At 72.4% G+C, this 24,596-nt stretch carries 22 protein-coding genes and 1 pseudogene; 16 read left to right on the top strand and 7 right to left on the bottom strand.

Annotation, left to right across the window (positions count from 1 at the left end):
- The first annotated feature begins 124 nt into the window (after positions 1–124).
- The 7 genes from OG245_RS29605 to OG245_RS29635 are packed head-to-tail and all read left to right on the top strand — an operon-like array spanning position 125 to position 7,053.
- Positions 125–1,285, top strand: a complete 1,161-nt coding sequence (locus OG245_RS29605) for an NAD(P)/FAD-dependent oxidoreductase (protein ID WP_371626414.1) — start codon at positions 125–127, stop codon at positions 1,283–1,285.
- Positions 1,282–1,545, top strand: a complete 264-nt coding sequence (locus OG245_RS29610) for a (2Fe-2S)-binding protein (RefSeq protein ID WP_371626415.1) — start codon at positions 1,282–1,284, stop codon at positions 1,543–1,545. The genes OG245_RS29605 and OG245_RS29610 overlap by 4 nt, the downstream gene beginning before the upstream one ends.
- Positions 1,538–3,055, top strand: a complete 1,518-nt coding sequence (locus tag OG245_RS29615) for an FAD-dependent oxidoreductase (RefSeq protein ID WP_371626416.1) — start codon at positions 1,538–1,540, stop codon at positions 3,053–3,055. The genes OG245_RS29610 and OG245_RS29615 overlap by 8 nt, the downstream gene beginning before the upstream one ends.
- Before the next feature lie 9 nt (positions 3,056–3,064).
- Positions 3,065–3,979, top strand: coding sequence for a dihydrodipicolinate synthase family protein (locus OG245_RS29620; protein ID WP_371626417.1), 915 nt, complete (start codon positions 3,065–3,067; stop codon positions 3,977–3,979).
- A gap of 1 nt (position 3,980) precedes the next feature.
- Positions 3,981–4,982, top strand: coding sequence for a proline racemase family protein (locus OG245_RS29625; RefSeq protein WP_371626418.1), 1,002 nt, complete (start codon positions 3,981–3,983; stop codon positions 4,980–4,982).
- Complete coding sequence (locus OG245_RS29630; protein WP_371626419.1) at positions 4,979–6,079, top strand: proline racemase family protein; 1,101 nt, start codon at positions 4,979–4,981, stop codon at positions 6,077–6,079. The genes OG245_RS29625 and OG245_RS29630 overlap by 4 nt, the downstream gene beginning before the upstream one ends.
- A complete protein-coding gene (locus tag OG245_RS29635; protein WP_371626420.1) occupies positions 6,076–7,053 on the top strand; it encodes an ornithine cyclodeaminase family protein in 978 nt (325 codons plus the stop codon). Before OG245_RS29630 ends, OG245_RS29635 begins: the two co-directional genes overlap by 4 nt.
- Before the next feature lie 75 nt (positions 7,054–7,128).
- Here OG245_RS29635 and OG245_RS29640 read toward each other — a convergent pair whose 3' ends face one another.
- Together OG245_RS29640 and OG245_RS29645 are read right to left on the bottom strand one after the other, a co-directional pair.
- Entirely contained in the window at positions 7,129–7,839 is a 711-nt protein-coding gene (locus OG245_RS29640; RefSeq protein ID WP_371626421.1) for a GntR family transcriptional regulator, read from the bottom strand.
- Positions 7,840–7,946: 107 nt separating this feature from the next.
- Positions 7,947–8,156: pseudogene (locus OG245_RS29645) on the bottom strand (M24 family metallopeptidase); the annotation flags it as partial.
- 324 nt (positions 8,157–8,480) lie between these two features.
- On the opposite strand from OG245_RS29645, the gene OG245_RS29650 reads away from it, so the two are divergent.
- From OG245_RS29650 to OG245_RS29675, 6 genes are all read left to right on the top strand, one after another.
- Entirely contained in the window at positions 8,481–10,226 is a 1,746-nt protein-coding gene (locus OG245_RS29650; protein WP_371626422.1) for an ABC transporter substrate-binding protein, read from the top strand.
- Between the two features lie 20 nt (positions 10,227–10,246).
- The gene (locus tag OG245_RS29655; protein ID WP_371626423.1) at positions 10,247–11,218 is read left to right on the top strand and encodes an ABC transporter permease; all 972 of its coding nucleotides are present in this window, start codon (positions 10,247–10,249) and stop codon (positions 11,216–11,218) included.
- Positions 11,215–12,201, top strand: a complete 987-nt coding sequence (locus OG245_RS29660) for an ABC transporter permease (protein ID WP_371626424.1) — start codon at positions 11,215–11,217, stop codon at positions 12,199–12,201. Before OG245_RS29655 ends, OG245_RS29660 begins: the two co-directional genes overlap by 4 nt.
- A 1-nt stretch (position 12,202) precedes the next feature.
- Positions 12,203–13,276, top strand: a complete 1,074-nt coding sequence (locus OG245_RS29665) for an ABC transporter ATP-binding protein (RefSeq protein WP_371626425.1) — start codon at positions 12,203–12,205, stop codon at positions 13,274–13,276.
- Positions 13,273–14,307, top strand: a complete 1,035-nt coding sequence (locus tag OG245_RS29670; protein ID WP_371626426.1) for an ABC transporter ATP-binding protein — start codon at positions 13,273–13,275, stop codon at positions 14,305–14,307. Before OG245_RS29665 ends, OG245_RS29670 begins: the two co-directional genes overlap by 4 nt.
- Positions 14,308–14,647: 340 nt before the next feature.
- Complete coding sequence (locus OG245_RS29675; RefSeq protein ID WP_371628024.1) at positions 14,648–17,167, top strand: collagenase; 2,520 nt, start codon at positions 14,648–14,650, stop codon at positions 17,165–17,167.
- Here OG245_RS29675 and OG245_RS29680 read toward each other — a convergent pair.
- The 3 genes from OG245_RS29680 to OG245_RS29690 form a co-directional block, all read right to left on the bottom strand.
- The gene (locus OG245_RS29680; protein ID WP_371626427.1) at positions 17,151–18,014 is read right to left on the bottom strand and encodes an IS3 family transposase; all 864 of its coding nucleotides are present in this window, start codon (positions 18,012–18,014) and stop codon (positions 17,151–17,153) included. The two genes, OG245_RS29675 and OG245_RS29680, sit on opposite strands and share 17 nt — an antisense overlap.
- The gene (locus OG245_RS29685) at positions 18,011–18,310 is read right to left on the bottom strand and encodes a transposase (protein WP_371626428.1); all 300 of its coding nucleotides are present in this window, start codon (positions 18,308–18,310) and stop codon (positions 18,011–18,013) included. Before OG245_RS29685 ends, OG245_RS29680 begins: the two co-directional genes overlap by 4 nt.
- Before the next feature lie 264 nt (positions 18,311–18,574).
- On the bottom strand, positions 18,575–19,018 hold the full coding sequence (locus OG245_RS29690; RefSeq protein ID WP_371626429.1) for a hypothetical protein: 444 nt from the start codon (positions 19,016–19,018) through the stop codon (positions 18,575–18,577).
- 406 nt (positions 19,019–19,424) lie between these two features.
- Here OG245_RS29690 and OG245_RS29695 point away from each other — a divergent pair, with 406 nt between their 5' ends.
- On the top strand, positions 19,425–19,724 hold the full coding sequence (locus OG245_RS29695) for a transposase (RefSeq protein WP_371626428.1): 300 nt from the start codon (positions 19,425–19,427) through the stop codon (positions 19,722–19,724).
- Positions 19,721–20,608, top strand: coding sequence for an IS3 family transposase (locus tag OG245_RS29700; RefSeq protein ID WP_371626430.1), 888 nt, complete (start codon positions 19,721–19,723; stop codon positions 20,606–20,608). The genes OG245_RS29695 and OG245_RS29700 overlap by 4 nt, the downstream gene beginning before the upstream one ends.
- A gap of 115 nt (positions 20,609–20,723) precedes the next feature.
- On the opposite strand, the gene OG245_RS29705 is transcribed toward OG245_RS29700, so the two are convergent.
- Entirely contained in the window at positions 20,724–21,368 is a 645-nt protein-coding gene (locus tag OG245_RS29705; RefSeq protein WP_371626431.1) for a LysE family translocator, read from the bottom strand.
- Positions 21,369–21,566: 198 nt separating this feature from the next.
- Between OG245_RS29705 and OG245_RS29710 the strand changes: the two genes are divergently transcribed.
- Entirely contained in the window at positions 21,567–22,910 is a 1,344-nt protein-coding gene (locus tag OG245_RS29710) for a PLP-dependent aminotransferase family protein (RefSeq protein WP_371626432.1), read from the top strand.
- A gap of 67 nt (positions 22,911–22,977) precedes the next feature.
- Here OG245_RS29710 and OG245_RS29715 read toward each other — a convergent pair whose 3' ends face one another.
- Positions 22,978–24,495, bottom strand: a complete 1,518-nt coding sequence (locus tag OG245_RS29715; protein WP_371626433.1) for a cryptochrome/photolyase family protein — start codon at positions 24,493–24,495, stop codon at positions 22,978–22,980.
- Positions 24,496–24,596 lie beyond the last annotated feature (101 nt).

Genomic DNA, 24,596 nt, shown 5'->3' on the forward strand with positions numbered 1-24,596 from the left:
GCCGGTGAGCGGCGCGCCGTCGTGGGGTGCCCGGGTGAAAGTCACCGGGGCGGTGGCGTTGTCCTCGGGTCGTCCGGATGTATAGCCTAAGCAATGGCATGTGACATTGCACTAAGGAGCGGTCATGAAAGTCGTCGTCGTCGGAGCGGGCATCGTGGGCGCCGCGTGCGCGTTCCACGCCGCCGCGGCCGGGCTCGACGTCACGGTCCTCGACCGTGGTCCCGTCGGCGCGGGCACGACCAGCCGGGGGGAGGGCAACATCCTTCTCTCCGACAAGGAGCCCGGCCCCGAACTGGAGCTGGCCCGGCTCAGCCGTGACCTCTGGGACGAGGCGGGCGAGGAACTCGGCCCGGACACCCTCGAACTGGAGGCCAAGGGCGGCCTGGTCGTCGCGAGCACGCCCGAAGCCCTCGGGGCCCTGCACGCGTTCGCCGCGCGCCAGGCGGCCGCGGGCGTCCGCACCGAGGCCGTCGAGCACGTCGGCGAACTCGAACCCCACAGCGCGCCCGGCCTCCCCGGCGGCGTCCACTACCCGCAGGACGCCCAGGTGCAGCCCGTCCTCGCGGCGGCCGCGCTGCTGCGCGCCGCGGTCCGGCACGGCGCCCGTACCCGCACCGGCGAGGCCGCGTCCGCGGTCACCGGGGCCGACGGCAGGATCACCGGAGTGCGCACCGCGGACGGCACGGTGCTGCCCGCCGACGCGGTGGTCAACGCCGCCGGGACCTGGGGCGGGGAGGTCGGCCGCCGGCTCGGCGCTCCCGTCGAGATCCTGCCCCGCCGGGGCTTCGTCCTCGTCACCGAGCCGCTGCCGCCGATGATCCGGCACAAGGTCTACTCCGCCGACTACGTGGCCAACGTCGCCTCCAGTGACGAGGGCCTGGAGACGTCGTGCGTCGTCGAGGGCACCCGCGGGGGCACGATCCTGATCGGCGCCAGCCGTGAACGCGTCGGCTTCGACACCTCGATGAACCCGGCCGTGGTGGCCACGCTCGCCGCCCGGGCCTGCCGCCTCTTCCCGTTCCTGCGCGGCGTCCACCTGATCCGCGCCTACCGGGGCTTCAGGCCGTACTGCCCGGACCACCTGCCGGTCATCGGCCCCGACCCCCGCGTCCCCGGCGTCGTCCACGCGTGCGGCCACGAGGGCGCCGGCATCGGCCTCGCCCCCGGGACCGGCGCCCTGGTCACCGCCCAACTCCTCGGCCGCCCGTGGCGCGGCGCCGATCCGGCCGCCCACACCGGCCTCCTGCCCGACCGATTCCTCAACACCGGAGGTGTGCCCAAGTGACCGCAGTGACCGCGTTCACCGTGGACGGCGAACCCCTGCCGTTCCTACCGGGACAGACCCTGGCCGCCGCGCTCGTCGCCTCGGGCCGGGTCGCCTGGCGGACCAACCGGGGCGGCCGACGTCCCCGGGGGATCTTCTGCGGCATCGGCGTCTGTTACGACTGCCTGGTGACCGTCGACGGAACGGGCGGGCAGCGCGCCTGCCTGGTCCAGGCCCGCGCGGGCATGGCCGTCACGACCGGGGAGGGCGACGATGCGTGAGCCCCGCGACGCCGTGGCGCCGAGCGGACCCCGTGACTCCGCGGTGGTGGACGGGCCCCGTGGCTCCGCGGTGGTGGACGGGCCTCGCGACCTCGTGGTGGTGGGCGCGGGACCGGCCGGCATGGCCGCCGCCGCCACCGCCCTGGACGGCGGTCTGCGGGTCGTTCTCGTCGACTCGGGCGCCGCCCCGGGCGGCCAGTTCTGGCGCCACCCCCCGCTCGCCGCACAGGAGGCCCTCCCGACCGCCGACCTGCACCACGGGCTGAGCACCTACCGGGCGCTGTGCGCCACCCTCTCCGCCCACGAGCGCACCGGACGGCTCACGCTGCTGCTGAACCACCACGTGTGGACCACGGCCCGGGACGAGGACGGCTTCACCGTCCACGCCATGGACCGCAGTCGGGCGCCGGAGGAGCGGGCCGTCGTGCTGCGCGCCCCTGCCCTGCTCGTGGCGACCGGCGCCTACGACCGCCAACTCCCCTTCCCCGGCTGGGACCTGCCCGGCGTGCTCACCGCCGGCGGGCTCCAGTCGCTGCTCAAGGGCGGGGGAGTCGTCGCCGGCCGCCGGGTGGTCCTCGGCGGCACGGGCCCCTTCCTGCTGCCGGTCGCCGCCGCCCTCGCCGCCCGCGGGGCGCACGTCGTCGCCGTCTGCGAGGCGGCGGCGCCCTCGGCCTGGCTGCGCCACCCCGCAGCCCTGCTGCGCAACCCCGCCAAGTGGGCCGAGGGCGCCCGGTACGCGGGCACCCTCGCCCGGCACGGCGTCCCGGTCCGCACCCGCACCGCGATCGTCGGCGCCGAGGGGGACGGGCGCGTCGCCGCCGTGCGCATCGCCTCCCTGAACGCCGACGGGCGCCCGCGCCCGGGCACGGAACGCCGGATCGAGACCGACACCGTGGGCGTCGGCTGGGGCTTCGTCCCCCAGCTCGACCTGCTGCTCCCGCTCGGCTGCGACCTCGCCGACGCGGGCGACGGCACCATGGCAGCCGCCGTCGACGACGGACAGCGCACCACCGTGCCCGGGGTGTACACGGCGGGCGAGACCTGCGGCGTGGGCGGGGCCGCGCTCGCGGTGAGCGAGGGCCGCCTCGCCGCCGTCTCGGTGCTCACCGACCTCTCCGCCCCCGGCCGGCCCGGCACCCGCGGCCCGGCCGCGGAGCGCCGGGCGGTGGCCCGGCACCGCGCCTTCGCCCGGGCGATGGCACGGGCCCACCCCCTGCCCCCGGCCTGGCCCGCCTGGCTGACCCACGACACACCGGTCTGCCGGTGCGAAGAGGTCACCGCGGGGGCGGTCCGTTCCGCCCGCGCCCACGACTCGGCCGCCGACCACCGGCAGGTCAAACAGCTGACCCGGGCCGGTATGGGCTGGTGCCAGGGCCGCATGTGCGGGCCCGCCGTGCACTGCCTCGTGGCCCGCGACCAGCCGTACACCCCGGCCGAACGGCTGATCGCGACCCCCGTCACCCTCGGTGCGCTCGCCGACTCCGGCGAGCCCACTCCCGACCACACCTGAGGAGTTCCCATGGACCTGGACCGCACCTCCGCCCCCACCCGCATGCCCTGGCACGGAGTCATCGTCGCGACGAGCCTCCCGTTCGACCAGGACCTCGCCGTCGACCACGGCGCCTACGGGGACAACGTTGCCTGGCTCGCCGAACAGGGCCTGCACGGCGTCGCCCCGAACGGATCGCTGGGCGAGTACCAGACCCTGACGTACGAGGAGCGCGACCGCGTCGTGGAGACCGCCGTTGCGAACGCGCCGGAGGGCTTCACCGTGATGCCGGGCGTCGGAGCGTACGGCGCGATCGAGGCGAGGCGGCACGCCCGGTTCGCCAAGGACGCCGGCTGCCAGGCCGTCATGTGCCTGCCGCCCAACGCCTACCGGGCCGACGACCGCGCCGTCCTGGAGCACTACGCGATGGTCGCCTCCGCCGGACTGCCCGTCACCGCCTACAACAACCCCATCGACACCAAGGTCGACCTGCGCCCGGAGCTGCTGGCCAAGCTGCACGCCGAGGGATTCATCGTGGGCGTGAAGGAGTTCTCCGGCGACGTCCGCCGGTGCTACGCCATCAACGAACTCGCCCCCGGGCTCGACCTGATCATCGGCACCGACGACACCCTCCTGGAAGTCGGCGTCGCCGGCGCCAAGGGCTGGGTCGCCGGCTACCCCCAGGTCTTCCCGCGCGCCTGCCTCGACCTCTACAACGCCTCGCTGGCGAGCGATCTCGACACCGCGCTCCCGCTCTACCGGCAGCTCCACTCCGTACTGCGCTGGGACAGCAGGACCGAGTTCGTCCAGGCCATCAAGCTCGGCCAGGACATGATCGGCCGGACCGGCGGCGTCTGCCGTCCGCCCCGGCAGGCCCTGGACCCGGAGACCGAGGCCGTCGTCCGCGCCGCCACCCAGGCCCTCATCGACGCCGGGGTGAACTGACGTGCGCAGCAAGGTCTGTTACCACGCGGTCGACTCACACACCGAGGGCATGCCGACCCGGGTCGTCACCGGGGGTGTGGGGGTCCTGCCCGGCGCCACGATGGCCGAACGCCGGCAGCGGTTCCTGGCGGAGCGCGACGGGCTGCGCACCCTGCTCATGTGCGAGCCGCGCGGGCACGGGGCCATGTCCGGAGCGATCCTCCAGCCCCCGACCCGGCCGGACGCCGACTTCGGCGTGCTGTTCATCGAGGTCTCCGGCTGCCTGCCCATGTGCGGCCACGGAACCATCGGCGTCGCGACGGTCCTCGTGGAGACGGGCATGGTCGAGGCGGTCGAACCGGAGACCGTCATCCGCCTCGACACCCCCGCCGGCCTCGTCACGGCACGGGTCGCCGTGCGCGACGGCCGCGCCGAGTCCGTCACCCTGGAGAACGTCGCCTCCTACAGCCACGCGCTCGACCAGGTCGTCGAGGTCGAGGGGTTCGGCCCGGTCCGCTACGACATGGCGTACGGCGGCAACTTCTACGCCCTCGTGCGCACCGAGGACCTCGGCATCCCCTTCGACCGGGCGGAGAAGGGCCGACTGCTGGAGGCGGGCCTGGCCGTCATGGGGGCGATCAACGAGCGGAACCCGGTGGTCCATCCGGAGAACCCCGCGATCGACGTCTGCCACCACGTCTATCTGGAGGCGCCCGGCTCGACCGCCGAGCACTCGCGGCACGCCATGGCCATCCACCCCGGCTGGTTCGACCGCTCGCCCTGCGGGACGGGAACCAGCGCCCGGATGGCCCAACTGCACGCGCGGGGACTGCTGAGGACCGGGCAGGACTTCGTCAACGAGTCCTTCATCGGCTCCCGCTTCATCGGCCGGATCCTGGCGGAGACCACGGTCGGCGGCAGGCCCGCCGTCCTGCCGTCCGTCACCGGCCGCGCCTGGATCACCGGGACCGCGCAGTACCTGCTCGACCCCACGGACCCCTACCCGACGGGATTCACCGTATGACCTCCGATCCGTCCGCCGTGCAGACCGCTCCGGCGTACACCGGGCCGGACCGGACGGCGTACACCGGGCCGATCGACACGGTCGACTGGCACACCGGGGGCGAACCCTTCCGGATCGTGCCCGAGTCCCCGTCGGCCGTGACCGGGCACGGGCCCACCGTCGCCGAGCGCCGCACGGCCGCCGTCGCCGACGCCGGGGTGCAGTGGACCCGGGCCCTGCTGTGCGGCGAGCCGCGCGGCCACGCCGACATGTACGGGGCCTTCCTGGTGCCGCCGGACGACGCCGGGGCCCACCTCGGCGCCCTCTTCTGGCACAAGGACGGCTTCTCCACCGCCTGCGGCCACGGCACGATCGCCCTCGGCGCCTGGGCGGTCGCCACCGGCCTGGTCCCGGCGCCGGCCGACGGCACGACGGACGTCGTCGTCGACGTCCCCTCCGGCCGCGTCACGGCGAGCGTGCGCACGGCCGGCGGCCGGGTCGCGGACGTGACGTTCGTCAACGTCCCCGGCCATGTCCACGCGCGCGGCGTCGAGGTGGCCACCTCGTGGGGGACCGTCACCGTCGACATCGCGTACGGCGGCGCCATGTACGCCGTCCTCCCGGTCCACCGGCTCGGCCTGCGGGTCCGGCCGCGGGACGTCACCGCGCTCGTCGCGGCCGGCCGCGAGATCCGCGACGCGCTGAACGCCGCCCGCGCCGCCGAACACCCCGAGGACGCCCGGCTGTCCGGCGTCTACGGGACCGTGTTCACCGAGGAGGCCGGCGCCCCGGTCGAACGGCCCGACGGCACCTGGCTGCTGCACCACCGCAACGTCACGGTGTTCGCGGACGGCCAGGTCGACCGCTCCCCCTGCGGCTCGGGCACCGCGGCCCTGGTCGCGCTCCTCGCCGACGCCGGGGAACTGCGCCTCGGCGACGAGTTGCGGCACGAATCCGTGGTGGGCTCCGTCTTCCGCGCCCGGATCGAGCGGCCGACGACGGTCCACGGCCTGTCCGCGGTCGTGCCGGCCGTGACGGGCACCGCGTACGCCACCGGGACCAGCCGCTTCACCGTCGACCCCGACGACGCCCTCGCACCCGGGTTCGTGCTGCGATGACGGTGACGCTCGACGCGGCGGACGTGCGCGCGCTCGGTCCGGCCGGGGCCGTCGCCGCGGTCCGGGAGGCGCTGGCCGGGGGACTCGACCCGGACGGCGACGTACCGAGGGCGGTCGTGCCGCTGGCCCACGGTCAGGGGCTGCTCATGCCCTCGGAGTCCGGCGGCTGGTTCGGCGTGAAGGTCGCCACCGTCGCGCCCGGCAACGCCGCACGCGGGCTGCCGAGGATCAACGCCACGTATCTGCTGCACGACAGCGCGACCCTGAGGCCGGTGGCCCTGTTGGACGGGGTGGCGCTGACGACCCTGCGCACTCCCGCCGTCTCGGTCGCGGCCTGCCTGGACCGGCTGCGCGCGCTCGCCGCCGGGGGCGGGGGGCTGCGCCTGGTGGTCTTCGGCGCGGGCCCCCAGGGGGAGGGCCACGCCGCCGCCGTCCGGGCCCACGTCCCGGTGGCCGACGTCACGGTCGTCACCCGGCGCGGGGGGCCCGCGCCGGGCTGGGCGGACCGGCACCTGTCGGCGGACGGCGGGGGCGTCGGCGCCCAGGTGCGGCGGGCGGACGTCGTCGTCACCGCGACGTCGGCGCGTGAACCGGTGGTCGACGGGCGGTTGGTGCGCGGCGGCGCGGTGGTGCTGGCGGTCGGCTCGCACGAACCGGACGCGCGCGAGCTCGACAGCGTGCTGATGGGCCGCGCCACCGTCCTGGTGGAGAGCCGCGCGACCGCCCTCCGCGAGGCGGGTGATGTCGTCATGGCGATCGGCGAGGGCTCGCTCGCCCCGGACGACCTGATCTCCCTGGCGGAGCCGACCGGTTCGAGGGGGGACGTCCCGGCCGGCCGCCCGCTGGTCGTGAAGACGTGCGGGATGGGCTGGCAGGACCTGGTGGTCGCCGTCGCGGCCCACCGACGGAAGGAGCGGGAGGCAGGGAAGGAAGGGAAGGAGAGGAACGAGGAGGCGCCGGGGGAGCGGAGCTGAGCACCCGCCGCCGGCCCGACCCGTACCCCTGGCGGGCCGTTGCGCCGACGCGCGCCGCCCCGACCGCACTTCGCGTCAGCGCGCGCCGAGCTTGCGGGACGGGGCGGTGCGTTCGGCTTCCCGCTTCCGGGCCGCCCACAGGGTCCGTACATGCGCGAGATGGCGGCGCATGTGCTCCTCGGCCCCCTCCGCGTCCCCCGCGATCATGATGTCCAGGAGCGCGGTGTGCTCCCGCGCCGAACCCACCAGCGACCCCTCCTCGGACAGATCGGTGAGGCCGTAGAGCCGGGAGCGCTTGCGCAGGTCGGCCACGGTCTCCACGAGCCGGGCGTTCCCGGCGAGGGCGAGCAGGTCCAGGTGGAAGCGGCGGTCCGACTCCAGGTAGCCGATCAGGTCGCCGGCCTGCGCGGCGGTCACGATCTCCTCGGCGACCGGGCGCACCGCCTCCAACTGCTCGCGGGAGGCGGTGCGGGTCACGCGGCCGATGGTGGGGATCTCGATGAGGGCGCGGATCTCGGTGTACTCGTCCAGGTCGCGCTCGGAGAGTTCGGTGACGCGGAACCCCTTGTTGCGCACCGCCTCGACCAGGCCCTCGCGGGCCAGATCCAGCATGGCCTCGCGCACGGGCGTGGCGGAGACGCCGTACTCGGCGGCGAGGGTGGGCGCGGAGTAGATCACGCCGGGCTGGAGTTCGCCCGCGATCAGCGCGGCGCGCAGGGCGCCCGCCACCTGGTCGCGCAGATGCTCCTGCACCGAGATGAGTTTGCGGGACCTCAGCTCACTCATGCATTCCCCTTCAATGATGTGGCACCGCACTATACAATGTCACGTTGCGCTGTGCCTCATCGCTCGAAGGTCTGCGCTGTCGGCTGCCCGTCCAGGGGGCGGGCCGTCCACAGGCCGCTGTCGTCGGCGAGCGCCTCCGTTGCCGGAACCGGCAGGATGCCCCACGCGTGCAGCCTTTCGGCGATGACCCGCATGGCCTCGCGGTGGAAGTCCCGGAACCGGGCCCCGGGGCGCAGGGCGCCGATGGCCGTTTCCTGTGCGGCCAAGGCCAGTTCGCAGACGCCGCGCCGGGCCGGTGAGAAGCGACCCGACAGGGGCGAGGGTGCCCTGGCGGCGGGCGGAGAGCGTCCGTCGGCCCCGGCGTCCGCGGTGCTCACGGGACCGGTGGGCGGTCCGTGCCGCGGGGACACGTTTCGGTAACGGGATGGCGCACACCTTGGCTGTGCAATTTCACATTACTATGTTACGGGTCACACCATACGGACGCGGACGCTTTTCCGGCCCGCTCCGCCTCGCGTTCCGCAAGCAGTCGCCCTCCGGGCCGCTCGGCCGTCCGGACCACCGGGCCCTCCGGGCCGTCCCTTTCCTCCGGCCTCTTCCCGCTTTTGCCGCGCCTTTTTCCCCGTACGAGGAGTGCACCCATGTCCCGTCGCACCCGGATGCTGTCCGCATCCCTGAGCACCTCGCTCGCCCTGGCCCTGCTGGGCGCCTGCTCCACGCAGGGAGGTGACGACCGCGACCCGGACAAGCGACAGCCCGGTGTGGCGACCGGCACCGTCATCGGCGGCACGCCGAAGCGGGGCGGCACCCTGACCGTGCTGTCCAACCAGGACTTCGCCCACCTGGACCCGGCCCGCAACTGGGTCATGCCGACGATGGACTTCGGCACCCGGCTGATCTACCGCACCCTGACCACCTTCCGCGCCGCACCCGGGAAGAAGGGCAGCGAGATCGTCCCCGACCTCGCGACCGACCTCGGCAGATCCTCCGACGGCGGCCGCACCTGGACCTTCACCCTCAAGCCGGGTCTCGTCTACGAGGACGGCACCCCGATCCGGGCCCGCGACATCAAGTACAACGTCGAGCGGTCCTTCGCCCCCGACCTCGCCGGCGGACCCGACTACGCCCAGCGCTACCTGGCCGACACCGAGGGGTACGCCGGCCCGCTGGACGGCGAGCACCTCGACTCGATCCGCACCCCCGACGACCGGACCATCGTCTTCTCGCTGCGCAGGCCCGTCGCCGAGTTCTCCTACACGGTCACGCTGCCCACCTTCTCGCCCGTGCCCGAGTCCCGCGAGAAGGGCGTCCAGTACGACCTGCGGCCCTTCTCCTCCGGCCCGTACCGCATCGAGAGCTACGCGCGCGGCAAGAAGCTGGTGCTCGTCCGCAACACCCACTGGGACGCGGCGACCGACCCGGTGCGCAAGGCCTACCCCGACCGCATCGTCGTGATCCAGGGGCTCAAGGGCGGCCAGATCGACGACCGGATCATCGAGAGCGCGGGCGTCGACGCCTCCGCCGTCGAGTGGTCCGACCTCCAGCCCTCCAGCGTCGCCAAGGTCCTGCCGAAGCCGGAGGTCCGGCAGCGGCTCTCCGCCGAGCGCACCGGCTGTACGGACATGCTCGCGCTGAACACCTCCCGGGCGCCGTTCGACGACCCGAAGCTCCGCCTCGCGATGCAGTACGCCGTCGACAAGGAGGCCCAGGTGACCGCCAACGGCGGACCGGCCCTCAACGACGTCGCCACCGCCTATCTGCCCCCGTCCCTCACGGGCGGCCGGGCCGCCGCCCCGGTCCACGGCGGGCCCGCCACCGGGGATGTGAAGAAGGCCGAGAAGCTGCTCGCCGAGGCGGGCAAGGGTGACGGCTTCGACACCACGATCACCGTGTCCACCGGGGACAAGACCCGCGCCGAGGCGCTCCAGCAGAGTCTGGCCCGGGTCGGCATACGCCTGCGGATCGAGACCGTCGACCCCTCCGTCTACTACGACACCATCGGTGATACCGCCGCCGCCCCCGACATGGCCATCAGCGGCTGGTGCCCCGACTACCCGTCCGCCGCCACCTTCCTGCCGTTCGTCTTCGACGGCCGCACCATCAAGCCCAAGGGCAACCAGGGCAACGTCTCCCAGTTCCGCGACAAGGCCGTCGAGCGCCGCATGGACGAGATCGCCGCGATGGCCGACGCGAGCGCCGCCAACAAGGCGTGGACCGCACTCGACCGGGAGATCCAGCGCACCTCCCCGGCCGTCCCCCTGCTCTGGGAGCGCAAGCCGCTGCTCGTCGGCGACAACATCGCCGGAGCCTTCGGACACCCCTCCTGGACCGGCCAGTTCGACTTCGCCGTGATCGGTCTCAAGGACCCGTCCCGAAGCAAGGGCTGAGGGGACGAGGACGCCTACCCATGAGCACCGTCACCGCCCCGGCCACCGGACCGGGCGACGCCCCGGCAGCCGGCGGACCCGGCTCACCCGTCCTGCCCGACGCCCCCTGGCGGACCACCTGGCGCCGCCTGTGGGGTGACCGGGGCAGCCGCACCGCCCTGATCGCCGCCGCCCTGCTGATCCTGGTCGCCCTCACCGCGCCCCTGCTCAGCCGGCTGGGCGGCTGGTCGCCCACCGCCTTCGACGCCGACGCCATCGACCCCTACCTCGGCGGCCTGCCCCACGGCGCCCTCGGCGGCATCAGCGCCGAACACTGGCTCGGCGTCGAACCGGTCACCGGCCGCGACCTGTTCGCCCGCGTCGTCCACGGCGCGCAGGTGTCCCTGCTGATCGCCTTCACCGCCACCGCGATCGTCGTCGTCACCGGCACCGCCGCGGGCATCGCCGCCGGGTACTTCGGCGGACGCGTCGACACCGTACTGAGCCGGCTGATGGACCTCACCATGTCCTTCCCCTCGCTCATCTTCATGATCGCGATGATGTCGGTGGCCCAGGACGTCGACCGGGTCGTGCTGATGACCGTCGTCATCGGCGTCTTCGGCTGGCCCGGCATCGCCCGCGTGGTGCGCGCCGAAGCGCTCTCCCTGCGCCACCGCGAGTTCGTCGAGGCCGCCCGCGCCTGCGGCAGCGGACCCTGGCGCATCCTCACCCGGCAGGTGCTGCCCAACATCTCCGGACCCGTCATCGCGTACACCACGCTGCTGATCCCCGGAATGATCAGCACCGAGGCGGCGCTCAGCTTCCTCGGGGTGGGCGTGCGCCCGCCCACCCCCTCCTGGGGCCAGATGATCGCCGAGGCCGTCGCCTACTACGAGACGGACCCCATGTACTTCATCGTCCCCAGCGCCTTCCTCTTCGTCGCCGTCCTCGCCTTCACGGTCCTCGGCGACGCGCTGCGCGACATCCTCGACCCCCAGGGAGGACGCCCGTGATCGCCTACCTGATCCGCAGGCTCCTCGGCGTCGCCGGCGTCCTGCTCGCCATCTGCGCCGTCACCTTCGTCATCTTCTACCTGCTGCCCGCCGACCCCGCCTCGGCGGCCTGCGGCAAGACGTGCAGCCCCGAACGCCTCGCGGAAGTTCGCCACTTCATGGGCCTCGACCAGCCGGTGTGGCGGCAGTTCGGCGACTACCTCGTCGGGATCTTCGCCGGCCGCGAGCTGGGCAGCGGCCCCCACGCGCTCCAGTGCGGCTTCCCCTGCCTCGGCTACTCCTACGAGAACGCCCTGCCGGTGTGGGACCTGCTGATGGACCGCCTGCCCGTCTCCGTCTCCCTGGCGTTCGGCGCCGCCGGCCTGTGGCTGGTGCTCGGGCTGGGCGCCGGGGTGACCGCCGCCCTGCGCAAGGGCGGACTGCTCGACCGCACCCTGATGGTCGGCGCGGTCGCCACCGCGTCCCTGCCCGTCTACTTCACCGCGGTGATGCTCCTGTACGGCCTGGTCCGGCTCACCGGGCTGCTGCCCTATCCGGCGTACGTCCCGCTCACCGACGACCCCCTCGCCTGGGCGGCCAACCTGCTGCTGCCCTGGATCGCCCTGGCCCTGCTCTACGCCGCCATGTACGCCCGCCAGAGCCGCAGTTCGATGATCGAGACGATGGCTCAGCCGTACATCAGGACCGCCCGCGCCAAGGGCCTGCCCGCCCGGACCGTCGTGGTCAAACACGGGCTGCGGTCCGCGATGATGCCGGTCCTCACGCTCTTCGGCATGGACCTCGGCGCCCTGCTGGCCGGAGCGGTCATCACCGAGTCCATCTTCGGCATACCCGGCGTCGGCAGGCTCTTCTACGACGCCCTGCAACGCTCCGACCAGCCCGTCGTGCTCGGCGTCACCCTGCTCGCCGCCTTCTTCATCGTGGCGGCCAACGTCGTCATCGACCTCCTGTACGCCGTCGTCGACCCGAGGGTGAGGAACTGACGTGCCGCCCACCACCGAACCGGACCACCCCCTGCTGCGCGTCCACGACCTGCGGGTCGCCTTCGACACCCCCGCCGGAACCGTCCAGGCGGTCGACGGGGTCTCCTTCACCGTGGAGGCCGGCCGCACCCTGGGGCTGGTCGGCGAATCCGGCTCCGGCAAGTCGGTCACCTCCCTCGCCGTGATGGGCCTGCACCGCCGGGCCCGGGTGAGCGGATCCATCACCCTCGCCGGACAGGAACTCCTCGGCCTGACCGACCGCCGCTTCGGCCGGCTGCGCGGCCGCCGGATGGCCATGGTCTTCCAGGACCCGCTGTCCGCACTGCACCCCGCGTACACCGTCGGCGAACAGATCGCGGAGGCCCACCGCCACCACTTCGGCAGCGGCCGGCGCGTCGCCCGCAGACGCGCCGTGGAGATGCTCGGCGAGGTCGGCATCCCCGAACCGGCCCGCCGGGCGGGGGAGTACGCGCACCAGTTCTCCGGCGGCATGCGCCAGCGGGCCATGATCGCCATGGCCCTCGCCTGCGAACCCGAACTCCTCGTCGCCGACGAACCGACCACCGCGCTCGACGTCACCGTCCAGGCGCAGATCCTGGAACTGATCGCCCGGCTCCAGCAGGACCGCGGACTCGGCGTGCTGATGATCACCCACGACCTGGGCGTGGTGGCCCGCGTCGCCCACGAGGTGCTCGTCATGTACGGCGGGCGTGGCGCCGAACAGGCCCCGGTGGACGAGTTGTTCCAGAGTCCCGCGCACCCCTACACCCGGGGTCTGCTGGACTCCCTGCCCCGCCTGGACGACCCGGACGACGCACCGCTGCGCGCGATCCCCGGCTCACCGCCGTCACCGGCCGAACCGAGAGCCGGCTGCCCCTTCGAACCGCGCTGCCCCCGGGCTGCCGCCGCCACCGCCCCGGAGCGGGCCCGCTGCGCCGGGGAGAGCCCCCGCCCCACCGGCGTGCCCGGCGGCGGGCGGCTGGTCGCCTGCCACCTGCCCCTTTCGGCCGTCCTGGCCGTCCCGCACTCCGGTCCGCCCGGCGGGTCCCCCGTACCGGCCGAGGAGGCCCGATGAAACCCACGCTCTCCAAGTCCCCTGCTCCGGACGCGAGTTCCACGGAGAGTGAGGGCGCCGCGCCCCTGCTGTCCGTACGCGGTCTGGTCAAGACGTTCCCCGGACGCCGTGTCCTCGGCCGGGCCGCCGCGCCGGTCCGCGCGGTGGACGGCGTCGATCTGGAGCTCGCCGCGGGGGAGACCCTCGGGCTGGTCGGGGAGTCCGGCTGCGGCAAGTCCACCACGGGCCGGATGCTGGTCCGGCTCCTCGAACCCACCGCCGGGACCGTCGAGTTCGAGGGCCGCGACATCACGCATCTGTCCCAGCGCGAGCTGCGGCCGGTCCGGCAGCACCTCCAGATCATCTTCCAGGACCCCCACGCCTCCCTGAACCCCCGGCAGACCGTCGCCCGGATCATCTCCGAACCCCTGCTCGTGCAGGGGGCCACGCCCGGGGCGGCCCGGGACAGGGCCGCCGAACTGCTCGACCTGGTGGGGCTGGGCTCCGAGCACCTGGACCGGCACCCGTACCAGTTCTCCGGCGGCCAGGCCCAGCGCATCGGCATCGCCCGCGCGCTGGCCACCGGCCCCCGCCTGATCGTCGCCGACGAGCCGGTCTCCGCGCTCGACGTGTCCGTACAGGCCCAGGTCGTGAACCTGATGGAGCATCTGGGCGACGAGCTGGGGCTGTCGTTCCTCTTCATCGCCCACGACCTGTCCGTCGTGAAGCGGGTGTGCGACCGGGTGGCGGTGATGTACCTGGGCCGCATCGTCGAGATCGGCGACAAGCGCGAGCTGTACGACAGGCCGGCGCACCCCTATACCCGGGCGCTGCTCTCGGCGGTTCCGCTGCCCGACCCCGCGGCGGAGCGCCGCCGGGAGCGGATCCTCCTGCTCGGCGACCCGCCGAGCCCGGCCTCGCCGCCCAGCGGCTGCGGCTTCCATCCGCGCTGCCCCAAGGCGCAGGCCGTGTGCCGTACGGAGCGGCCGCTGCTCCAGGTCGTGGGCTCCGGCGCGCGTACGGCGGCCTGCCACTTCCCCGAGACGGGCTGACAGGCGCCAGGCGGCCCGTCAGGCGCCCGGCGGGGCCGCCCCCTCCCCGCCGGGCCGCGTTCACCAGAAAGTCGTACTGGATTCGGCCACATGTCTTCCCAGTGATGTGTGACCTGTGCCATTGTACATGTCACAGGGCGTGGGCATGTCAATTCCGGACATGGACCCCAATCCGTCCGGCCGACAGCACGGCACGACAACACCCCCTGGCCCACGCCCTGTGCATCCCATCGGTCACGCATGTGCGTGCCTCCGATCCCTCATGGGAGGAAACAACGTGAGAACCACACTCGTCCGCCGAGGTGTGGGTGCCGTTCTGCCCCTGGCTCTGGCCGGGGCGATGAGCCTCGCGCTGCTCGTGCAGCCGGCCCAGGCGCAGCCGAACTCCCCTTCGGCCGCCACGGCATCGAACGCGTCCCAGCCGTCCCGCCCCGCCGGCTCGGCCGACCCCGCGCCGCAGGCGCAGCAGTCCCCCACCTCGGACCCCGGCCACCAGGCCAAGGACCGGTTGAAGGCGTCCCAGCTCCCCCCGCTGAGCGCCGACAAGTCCCCCCTCAAGGAGGCCTACGGCGAGCACGACGCCCCGTCGAAGCAGAGCGCGGGCCAGAAGTCCTCGGCGAAGGCGGCCGCCGTGTGCGACCCGGCCGAATTCACCGGCCGCACCGGCGCCGAACTGGTCCGGCACATCAGGGCGTCCACCACGGACTGTGTGAACACCCTGTTCAGCCTGACCGGCAGCAACGCCCAACTGGCTTTCCGAGAAGCCCAGATGACCTCGGTGGCCTACGCGCTGCGCGACAACGCCGCCTCCTACCCGGGTGACGGGAGCACCGGCATCCCGCAGCTCGTGCTGTACCTCCGCGCCGGGTACTACGTGCAGTGGTACAACCCGGACGTCGTCGGACCGTACGGCCCCACCCTCCAGACCGCGATCCGCTCGGGCCTCGACGCGTTCTTCGCCAGCCCCCGCTCGCGCGACGTCACCGACGCCAACGGCGACACGCTCGCCGAGGCGGTCGTCCTGATCGACAGCGCCCAGGAGAACGCCCGGTACATCTCCGTCGTCAAGCGGATGCTGGCCGACTACGACTCCTCCTGGAACGCGTCCTCACGGATGCTCGCCGCGCTCAACAAGGTCTACACGGTGACCTTCCGGGGTCATCAGGTGCCCGCGTTCGTCAGCGCCGTCGAGTCGGACCCGAGCCTCATCGACTCGCTGTACCGCTTCGCCGCCGACCACCTCTCCCTGCTGGAGGGCGACCACGCGTACCTGACCTCCAACGCCGGACGTGAACTGGGCCGGTTCCTCCAGCACACGAGCCTGCGGAGCAAGGTCCGGCCGCTGGTCACCGCCCTGCTCCGGGACACCTCCATCACCGGCCCCACCGCCCCGCTCTGGGTGGGCATAGCGGAGATGGCCGACTACTACGACAAGGCGGACTGCGCCACGTACGGCGTCTGCGACCTCCAGGAGCGCCTCAAGCGCGAGGTCCTGCCGGTCCGCCACACCTGTAGCCCCAGCATCCGCATCCTGGCCCAGCAGATGACGTCCGCCGAGCTGAGCGCCAGCTGCACCAGCCTCATCCAGCAGGACGCCTACTTCCACCGGATCGCCAAGGACAACGGCCCGGTCGCCGACGACAACAACACCGCCATCGAGGTGATCGCCTACGACTCCAGCGACGACTACCAGACCTACGCCGGCGCCATGTACGGGATCGACACCAACAACGGCGGCATGTACCTGGAGGGCGACCCCTCCGTCGTGGGCAACCATCCCCGCTTCATCGCCTACGAGGCCGAGTGGCTGCGGCCGGACTTCCACATCTGGAACCTCAACCACGAGTACACCCACTACCTCGACGGCCGCTTCACGATGCACGGCGACTTCGCCGACAACATGACCACCCCCACCATCTGGTGGGTCGAGGGCTTCGCGGAGTACATCTCCTACCACTACCGCCAGGAGCCCTACACCGCGGCGATGACCGAGGCGGGCAAGGGCACCTACGCCCTGTCCACCCTCTTCAGCACCGACTACAGCCACGACACCACCCGGGTCTACCGCTGGGGCTACCTCGCCGTGCGGTACATGCTGGAGAAGCACCCCGCCGACCTGGACAAGGTGCTCGCCCACTACCGCGCCGGCGAGTGGAGTGCCGCCCGCACCTACCTCACCAGCACCGTGGGCACCCGCTACGACAGCGACTGGAAGACCTGGCTGGCGGCCTGCGCCGCCGGTGACTGTGGTGGCGGCGGCGGCCAGCCCGGCAACCAGGCCCCCACCGCCGAGTTCACCGCGGCGGTCAAGGACCTGACGGTCACCCTCACCGACCGCTCCACCGACGCCGACGGCACCATCGCCTCCCGCTCCTGGGACTTCGGCGACGGCACCACCTCCACGCAGACCAACCCCGCCAAGACCTACAGCGCCGCGGGCAGCTACACCGTCCGGCTGACCGTGACCGACGACAAGGGCACCACGGCCACCACCACCCGGTCGGTCACCGTGACCGGCGGCTCCGCGGTCGGTGAGTGCACCGCATCCGACACCCGCGTGCTGGGCAAGAACTGCCGGCGCGGAAACCTCTCCGCCACTACCGGCAACTACGCCTACCACTACCTGAACATCCCGGCCGGCACCAAGACGCTGAAGATCACCGTCAGTGGCGGCACCGGCAACGCCGACCTCTACTACAGCAACTTCGGCTGGGCCACCACCGGCGCGCACACCAACCGGGCCACCGGGGCCGGCAACTCCCACACCCTGACCATCAGCAACCCGCCGTCCGGCGCCAACTACATCAGCCTTTACGCGGCGGCCGCCTTCAGCGGCGCCACCGTCACCACCGAGTACTGACCCACTGCTTCACCCCCGGCCGGGGTCGGCGCCATCGGCGCCGGCCCCGGCTCGGCCGTGCGCGGGGCGGCCGGCGGTGGTGGGCGGCGGTGGCCCGGTCGGGCCAGGTACGGGTGCCGATCTCTTCCTTAAGCAGGGCCCAGAAGCTTTCCGCGGCAGCGTTGTCGTAACACGATCCGGTGCGTCCGCAGCTCTGCCGCAGCCCCAACGCCCGTATGTGATCGCGGAATTGCGCCGATGTGTACTCGCTGCCGCGATCGCTGTGGATCACGCATCCGGGCTCCAGGCCGCCTCGGCCGTAGGCCATGTCGAGGGCGTCGACGACGAGCTCGGCGCGGTGGTGGTCGGCCATGGCGTAACCGACGATCTCGCGGGTGGCCAGGTCCAGCCGGCAGGCGAGGTAGAGCCAGCCCTCGGCCGTCGGGAGGTAGGTGATGTCGCCGACCAGCCGGGTGCCGGGACGCTCGGCGTGGAAGTCGCGGACGATCAGGTCCGGGGCCGGCTTCGCCTTCGCATCCGGCCGGGTCAGCGAGCGGTGCTTGCGGTGGGTGACGCCGCGGATGTCGCGCTCACGCATTACGCGGGCGACGCGCTTGCGGTTCACCCGTCGGCCCAGGCGGCGCAGTTCGGCGTGGATGCGCGGGACACCATAGGTGTGCCGGGAAGCGATGTGCACCACGGTGATCTCGTGCGCGAGCGCGTCGTCGGCGGCCTGCCTGACACGACGGGCGGCCTCGCCCTCGCACCAGGCGTAGTACGAGGAGCGGGCCACCTTCAGCACCCGGCACAGCAGGACGATCGGGTATGTCGCCTTCTCCGCGTGGATCAACCGGTACAACGCGGTCACCGGTCGCTCTCCTTCACGAAGAAGGCCGTCGCTTTTTTCAGGATCTCGATCGTCTGCTGCTGTTCACGGACCTCCTTGCGCAGCCGCTTGAGCTCCTCGCGCTCGGCGCTGGTCAGCTCACCGGAGCCACCCTCTCCCCGGTCCGCCTTCGCCCGGCGGTACCAGCCGCGCAGGGACTCGGAACTGATGCCCAGTTCCCGGGCGACGGCGGTGACCGTCTTGCCCGAGGAGTCGACGAGCGCGATCGCGTCCCGCTTGAACTCCTCGGTGTACCCCTTCGTGTACTTGTTTCCCACCTGGTGCTACTTCCTCCGGAACCTCGAGTCCCAGTCTCCAGGTGTCCACGATCAAGGGGAAGCTTCAATCGCGCCTACAACCTCAGTATTGGGCAAGCCGCTGCCGAAGGGCCGCCGTGCCTCACGGACGGCGGCCCTCCTCATGGTGCGCGGACCTGCTACTCGCCAGGCTCTACCTGGAAGTGGCTGCCATTGGAGCCCGGCGGGTCGGTTTGGTCCCGTTTCAGCCTTGGTGTGGGCTCAGGGGCCGGGCGAAGTCTTTGGTCAGCAGGACACCACGGCCGAGACGGTGGCGGTCGACGGGGGCCAGCCCCACTGGTTCACGGAGAAGCTGTCGGTGACCGTCGAACCGCACGGCGCGGTAGTGACGATACTGCCGACCGAGGTCGTGCCCGCCTGCACGAGGACGGTCGGGTTGATGGGCGCGATCGGGGCGCCGCCGACAACCGTTCCGGAGACCGTGAAGCCGACCTGCTGGGGCTGCCACCCGGAGTTGGTCGTGGCTGCGACCCCGTAGAAGCGCACCTGGTTGCCGGTCACCTCGACACAGGCTCGGGTCAGCAAGATCCCGGGCGCACCGGGGGTGCCGCAGGTGATGACGGGGCCGGCCGACCCGGTCGGCGCGGTCGGCGCGGCGACGGCTTCCTGGCCGGTGGCCAGGGCAGCCAGGGTCGCAGCGGCGACCGCAACAGCGGCAAGACTCTTCATGGGGTCCCTCTCTCTTTCGTTGCCCTCACTGGAGAGCAATGTGAAATGTCACATAGCGTTCGGATGAATCATGGCAGTGCATCGAGGGGCAGCGCCGGATTCCGAGGTAAAAAGTATCTTTTCTGCTTGTGTCGGCCAATAACTGGCCTGAATGGCGCGTCAGTGGCCACGCGGGAAGTTGCCGCACGTGCACCGGTGTCGGCGGTGAAGGAGGCGGTCGCACTCGAACGCGTTCCGGTGACGGGCCCGCTTACCCGAACGGTCGATCTCCCGCGAGACCGAGACTGTCGGCCGATCAGGAATGCTGGCTCTGTTCACGTCGCACGGTTCTGGCGCTACTGAAGCTTCCCCTTGATCGTGGACACCTGGAGACTGGGACTCGAGGTTCCGGAGGAAGTAGCACCAGGTGGGAAACAAGTACACGAAGGGGTACACCGAGGAGTTCAAGCGGGACGCGATCGCGCTCGTCGACTCCTCGGGCAAGACGGTCACCGCCGTCGCCCGGGAACTGGGCATCAGTTCCGAGTCCCTGCGCGGCTGGTACCGCCGGGCGAAGGCGGACCGGGGAGAGGGTGGCTCCGGTGAGCTGACCAGCGCCGAGCGCGAGGAGCTCAAGCGGCTGCGCAAGGAGGTCCGTGAACAGCAGCAGACGATCGAGATCCTGAAAAAAGCGACGGCCTTCTTCGTGAAGGAGAGCGACCGGTGACCGCGTTGTACCGGTTGATCCACGCGGAGAAGGCGACATACCCGATCGTCCTGCTGTGCCGGGTGCTGAAGGTGGCCCGCTCCTCGTACTACGCCTGGTGCGAGGGCGAGGCCGCCCGTCGTGTCAGGCAGGCCGCCGACGACGCGCTCGCGCACGAGATCACCGTGGTGCACATCGCTTCCCGGCACACCTATGGTGTCCCGCGCATCCACGCCGAACTGCGCCGCCTGGGCCGACGGGTGAACCGCAAGCGCGTCGCCCGCGTAATGCGTGAGCGCGACATCCGCGGCGTCACCCACCGCAAGCACCGCTCGCTGACCCGGCCGGATGCGAAGGCGAAGCCGGCCCCGGACCTGATCGTCCGCGACTTCCACGCCGAGCGTCCCGGCACCCGGCTGGTCGGCGACATCACCTACCTCCCGACGGCCGAGGGCTGGCTCTACCCCGCCTGCCGGCTGGACCTGGCCACCCGCGAGATCGTCGGTTACGCCATGGCCGACCACCACCGCGCCGAGCTCGTCGTCGACGCCCTCGACATGGCCTACGGCCGAGGCGGCCTGGAGCCCGGATGCGTGATCCACAGCGATCGCGGCAGCAAGTACACATCGGCGCAATTCCGCGACCACATACGGACGTTGGGGCTGCGGCAGAGCTGCGGACGCACCGGATCGTGTTACGACAACGCTGCCGCGGAAAGCTTCTGGGCCCTGCTTAAGGAAGAGATCGGCACCCGTACCTGGCCCGACCGGGCCACCGCCCGCGCCGAGGTCTTTTCCTTCATCGAGACCTTCTACAACCGCCGCCGCCTGCGCAAGCACAAGATCTTCGGCTACCTCACACCGGCCGAAACCAGACAGCGGCACCAACACGCCCTCGCGACATAACGAACGAGTGTCCAAGATCACAGGGGAACTTCAGCCGGCAACAACCCCAAGTTGGAGGTCTATGTGCAGAGCCGTTCGGTGAACAGGAAGCTCAAGGCCGATACGCGCCTGCTCATCATGCTCGGGCCGGTGCCGAGGTGTCCGTCGCCACCGAGACAGCGAGCAGGCCCAACGCCGCGCCCATGAGGTAGCGCTGGACGCGGAGCCAGGTGGGGCGGCGGGCGAGGAAGACGGCGATGGCTCCCGCCGCCAGGACGATGCCCAGATTGACGGTGAGGGCCACCACGATCTGGACGGAGCCCAGCAGAAAGCCCTGGAGCAGGACGTTTCCCGCCTCCAGGCTGATGAACTGCGGGATGAGGGAAAGGTACATGATGGCGATCTTCGGGTTGAGCAGATTCGTCATCAGGCCCATGGTGAACAGCTTGCGCGGGGAGTCGTGCGGCAGCTCCTCGGGGGCGAAGACGGACACGCCCCCGGGCCTCAGAGCGTTCCAGGCCAGATAGGCCAGGTAGGCGGCGCCGGCCAGCTTCACGGCCACGTACAGCTCGGGCACCGCGAGGAAGACCACCGACAGTCCGAGATTCGTGGCCAGAAGGTAGACCAGGAAGCCCACGGCCACACCGCTCAGGGAGATCACCCCCGCGCGTCGCCCCTGCGTGATGCTCCGGGAGACGAGATAGATCATGTTGGGGCCCGGGGTGAGCACCATGCCCAGGGCGACCATCGCGACCCCCAGCACCCCGCTCAGCTCAACCATGGTCGCCCGCCGCTCTGTTCGTGGGGCGACGGTCGGGTCCGGCGCCCTGTGCACCGGCCCCCCGCGACCGGTGCAATCGGAGTCTAGGGTCGCCGTTCTGCTCGGTTCAATAGGTGCTATTGCACTCGGTGCAATGCCATGCTTGACTGCCGCTCGCCAGGGATTCGATGCCGAACGCTCACCAGGGAGGCGAAGCCCGTGAAGGACTTCCGGTCCGTCGCCGACGAGGTGGCGGAGGAGATCGCGGCGGGGCGGCTCAAGGGTGGGGAACGACTGCCTCCGCAGAGGGAGTTCGCCCGGCTCCACGCCATCGCCGACTCCACCGCCGCCCGCGTCTACCAGGAGCTGGCCCGCCGGGGCCTCACCGTCGGCCAGGTCGGACGCGGCACGTTCGTCACGGAGGCACCCGGCGCTCCCGCTCCCGCCCCGGCCCTCTCCGAGCCCGCCGACAGCCGGGTCGACCTGGAGCTCAACCACCCCGTCGTCCCCGAACAGGCCGGGCTGCTCGCCGCCGGCCTGGAAAAGCTGGTGCGCGCCGACCGCCTGGAGTCGTTCCTCCGCCCGGTCGGGCCCGCCGGTACGCCCGCCGCCCGCGAGGCCGCCGCCGATCTCCTCGCGCGCGGGCGGTGGCGGCCCGACCCGGAGCGGATCCTGTTCGCGGGCAACGGCCGCCAGGCCGTCTCCGCCGCCGTCGCCGCGCTGACCCGGCCGGGCGCCCGGCTGGGCGTCGAGGAGTTCACCTATCCGGTGCTGAAGGCCATCGCCGCCCGGCTCGGTGTCGTCCTCGTGCCCCTGGCCATGGACGGGGACGGGCTGATCCCGGAGGCGGTGGAGGAGGCGCACCGCGCTGATCCGCTGCACGCCGTCTACGTACAGCCGGTCCTCCACAACCCCCTGTCCCTCACCATGCCCGAGCGGCGGCTCGACCAGTTGGCCGAGGTGCTGCTGACATCGGGGATCCACGCGATTGAGGACGCCGTCTGGGCCTTCCTCCGGGACGACGTGGCGCCCCTCGCCGCGCGGGCCCCCGAGCGGACCGTCCTCGTCGACAGCCTCTCCAAACGCCTGTCCCCGGGGCTGTCACTCGGATTCGCCGTGGCCCCCGCCGCGACGGCGGGCAGGGTCGCGGGGGCCCTGCGCTCCGGCGGGTGGACCCCCATGCGCTTCCCACTGGAAGCGATGGCGCAGTGGCGGGCGGACGGCGCCGTCGACGCCCTCGTACGGGCGAAACAGCGGGAGGCAGGGGCACGGCAGGAGATCGCCCACCGGCACCTCGGGGACTTCCGCACGCGCAGCGCCCCGCTCTCCTACTACCGCTGGTGGGAACTGCCCGGCCCCTGGCGCGCCGACACCTTCGTCGCCGCCGCCGCGCGGCAGGGCATCGCGGTGACCCCGGCCGCCGCGTTCACCGCGAGCCGCCCCCGGGGCCCGCAGGCGATCCGCCTCGGCCTGGCGTCACCCACCCGGGAGGTCCTCTCCCGGGCCCTCGCGACCCTCGCCGACCTCGCCCGGTCGGCTCCGGACGACTACGCGGGGGAGTGAGGGCGCGCTCCCCGGCGGGCGGGCGCGGCCCTCACGGTGGAGGCCGGAGCCGCGGTCGTGGCCGCCCTCAGGGCGCCCGGTCCCCGCGCTCCGAGGTCTCCTCCAGAAGTCCGTCGAGGTCCTTCAGCCGGTCCAGGCCCTTGACCGCCCTCGCCATGCGGTGGTTGCCGCTCAGGGTGGTCCGGTGGCGGTGCAGGAAGGCCCAGTAGCCCGCCGTGTACGGGCAGGCGTGGTCGCCGGTCCGGTCGGTGGGGCGGTAGGCGCACGGGGCGCACAGGTCGCTCATCCTGTTGATGTAGGCGCCGCCGGAGGTGTACGGCTTGGTCGTCATCCGGCCGCCGTCCGCGTACTGCGACATGCCGACGACGTTGGGGAGCATCACCCAGTCGTAGCCGTCCACGAAGCAGCGGTGGAACCAGTCGGTCACGGCGGCCGGGTCCCAGCCGTCCTGGAGGGCCCGGCTGCCCAGCACCATGAGCCGCGGGATGTGGTGCGTCCAGCCGGTGTCCCGGACCTGGGCCAGCACGGTGGAGAGGCAGTTCGCGGTGACCGCGTCCGCGTCCAGGTCGAGGAACCAGTCGGGCAGCGGCGCGGTGTGGCGCAGCGCGTTGCGGCCCCGGTAGTCCTCGCCGAAGTGCCAGTAGAGCTGCCACACGTACTCCCGCCAGCCGGCGATCTGGCGCACGAAGCCCTCGACGCTGTTGAGCGGGGCCTTGCCCGCGCGCCAGGCATCCTCGGCCCGCTCGACGCATTCGGCGGGGTCCAGGAGCCCCAGGTTGAGGGGGACGGACAACAGGCTGTGGCTCATCGTGGGGTCGGCCGCGAGCATCGCGTCCTCGTAGCGGCCGAAGTCGCCGAGGCGGTGCGAGACGAAGCGCCGGAGCGCGGCCAGCGCCTCCCGCCGGGTGACGGGGAAGCGGCGGGGGCCGTCGCGGCCGACGAACGAGACCTCCCCGTCACGCTCCCAGCGGTCGAGGTCGTGGCGCACCTCGTCGTCGATCCCGTCCTCGCGCGGACGGTAGGGTGCGGGCGCCTCCAGGGTCGAGCACCCCCGGGGCGGCGGCTCGCGGTTGTCGTGGTCGAGGTTCCACGTCCCCCCGGCGGGCTCGTCGCCGTCCATGAGCAGCTCGTGGTGACGGCGGACCCACCGGTAGAAGCCCTCCATCCGCGGACGGCCGCCCGTGTGCTCCTCCGCCCACGCCCCGAACTCCTCCTGCGGCAGCAGGAAGCCGCGGGCCGGGAGGACGTCGACCTCGTCCCGTGCGGTCACGAAGCCCAGCGCGGCGCGGGAGGTCGGGTGGCAGACCGTCAGGCGGTCCCCATGGCCACCGAACCCCGCCTCCGCCAGGCCGTCGGCGTAGGTCTCGGCCTGTACGTAGCGGACGCGGTCGCCCAGTTCGGCCGCCCGGTGCCGCATCGCGGAGAGCACGAGGTGGGCCTTGGCCCGGTGGAAGCGACGTCTGCGCAGTACCGACCGGGCCTCGATCATCAGGACGGGGGCGTGTGCGTCCGGTCCGCCGCGGCGGGGGTCCAGGAAGTGGGGGCCGAGCTGGTCCCCGAAGAGCCAGTGGGTGCGTGGTGCCATGAGGTGCGCCTGTCCTGCCGTCGGGTACCGCTCCGGCCAGGCTAGGGACGGCAAGGAAGACCCTCGTGACACCACGCCGGGCCCTGGTGGAGTCGTCGAGC

It is taken from the genome of Streptomyces sp. NBC_01116, assembly GCF_041435495.1.
Lineage (GTDB): Bacteria > Actinomycetota > Actinomycetes > Streptomycetales > Streptomycetaceae > Streptomyces.

What these genes read in the sequence shown, in the direction of transcription:
- OG245_RS29605 (WP_371626414.1), top strand. Translation starts at nt 125, where the DNA reads ATGAAAGTCGTCGTCGTCGGAGCGGGCATCGTGGGCGCCGCGTGCGCG.
- OG245_RS29615 (WP_371626416.1), top strand. Translation starts at nt 1,538, where the DNA reads ATGCGTGAGCCCCGCGACGCCGTGGCGCCGAGCGGACCCCGTGACTCC.
- OG245_RS29620 (WP_371626417.1), top strand. Translation starts at nt 3,065, where the DNA reads ATGGACCTGGACCGCACCTCCGCCCCCACCCGCATGCCCTGGCACGGA.
- OG245_RS29630 (WP_371626419.1), top strand. Translation starts at nt 4,979, where the DNA reads ATGACCTCCGATCCGTCCGCCGTGCAGACCGCTCCGGCGTACACCGGG.
- OG245_RS29635 (WP_371626420.1), top strand. Translation starts at nt 6,076, where the DNA reads ATGACGGTGACGCTCGACGCGGCGGACGTGCGCGCGCTCGGTCCGGCC.
- OG245_RS29640 (WP_371626421.1), bottom strand. Translation starts at nt 7,839, where the DNA reads ATGAGTGAGCTGAGGTCCCGCAAACTCATCTCGGTGCAGGAGCATCTG.
- OG245_RS29650 (WP_371626422.1), top strand. Translation starts at nt 8,481, where the DNA reads ATGTCCCGTCGCACCCGGATGCTGTCCGCATCCCTGAGCACCTCGCTC.
- OG245_RS29655 (WP_371626423.1), top strand. Translation starts at nt 10,247, where the DNA reads ATGAGCACCGTCACCGCCCCGGCCACCGGACCGGGCGACGCCCCGGCA.
- OG245_RS29670 (WP_371626426.1), top strand. Translation starts at nt 13,273, where the DNA reads ATGAAACCCACGCTCTCCAAGTCCCCTGCTCCGGACGCGAGTTCCACG.
- OG245_RS29675 (WP_371628024.1), top strand. Translation starts at nt 14,648, where the DNA reads ATGAGCCTCGCGCTGCTCGTGCAGCCGGCCCAGGCGCAGCCGAACTCC.
- OG245_RS29690 (WP_371626429.1), bottom strand. Translation starts at nt 19,018, where the DNA reads ATGAAGAGTCTTGCCGCTGTTGCGGTCGCCGCTGCGACCCTGGCTGCC.
- OG245_RS29705 (WP_371626431.1), bottom strand. Translation starts at nt 21,368, where the DNA reads ATGGTTGAGCTGAGCGGGGTGCTGGGGGTCGCGATGGTCGCCCTGGGC.
- OG245_RS29715 (WP_371626433.1), bottom strand. Translation starts at nt 24,495, where the DNA reads ATGGCACCACGCACCCACTGGCTCTTCGGGGACCAGCTCGGCCCCCAC.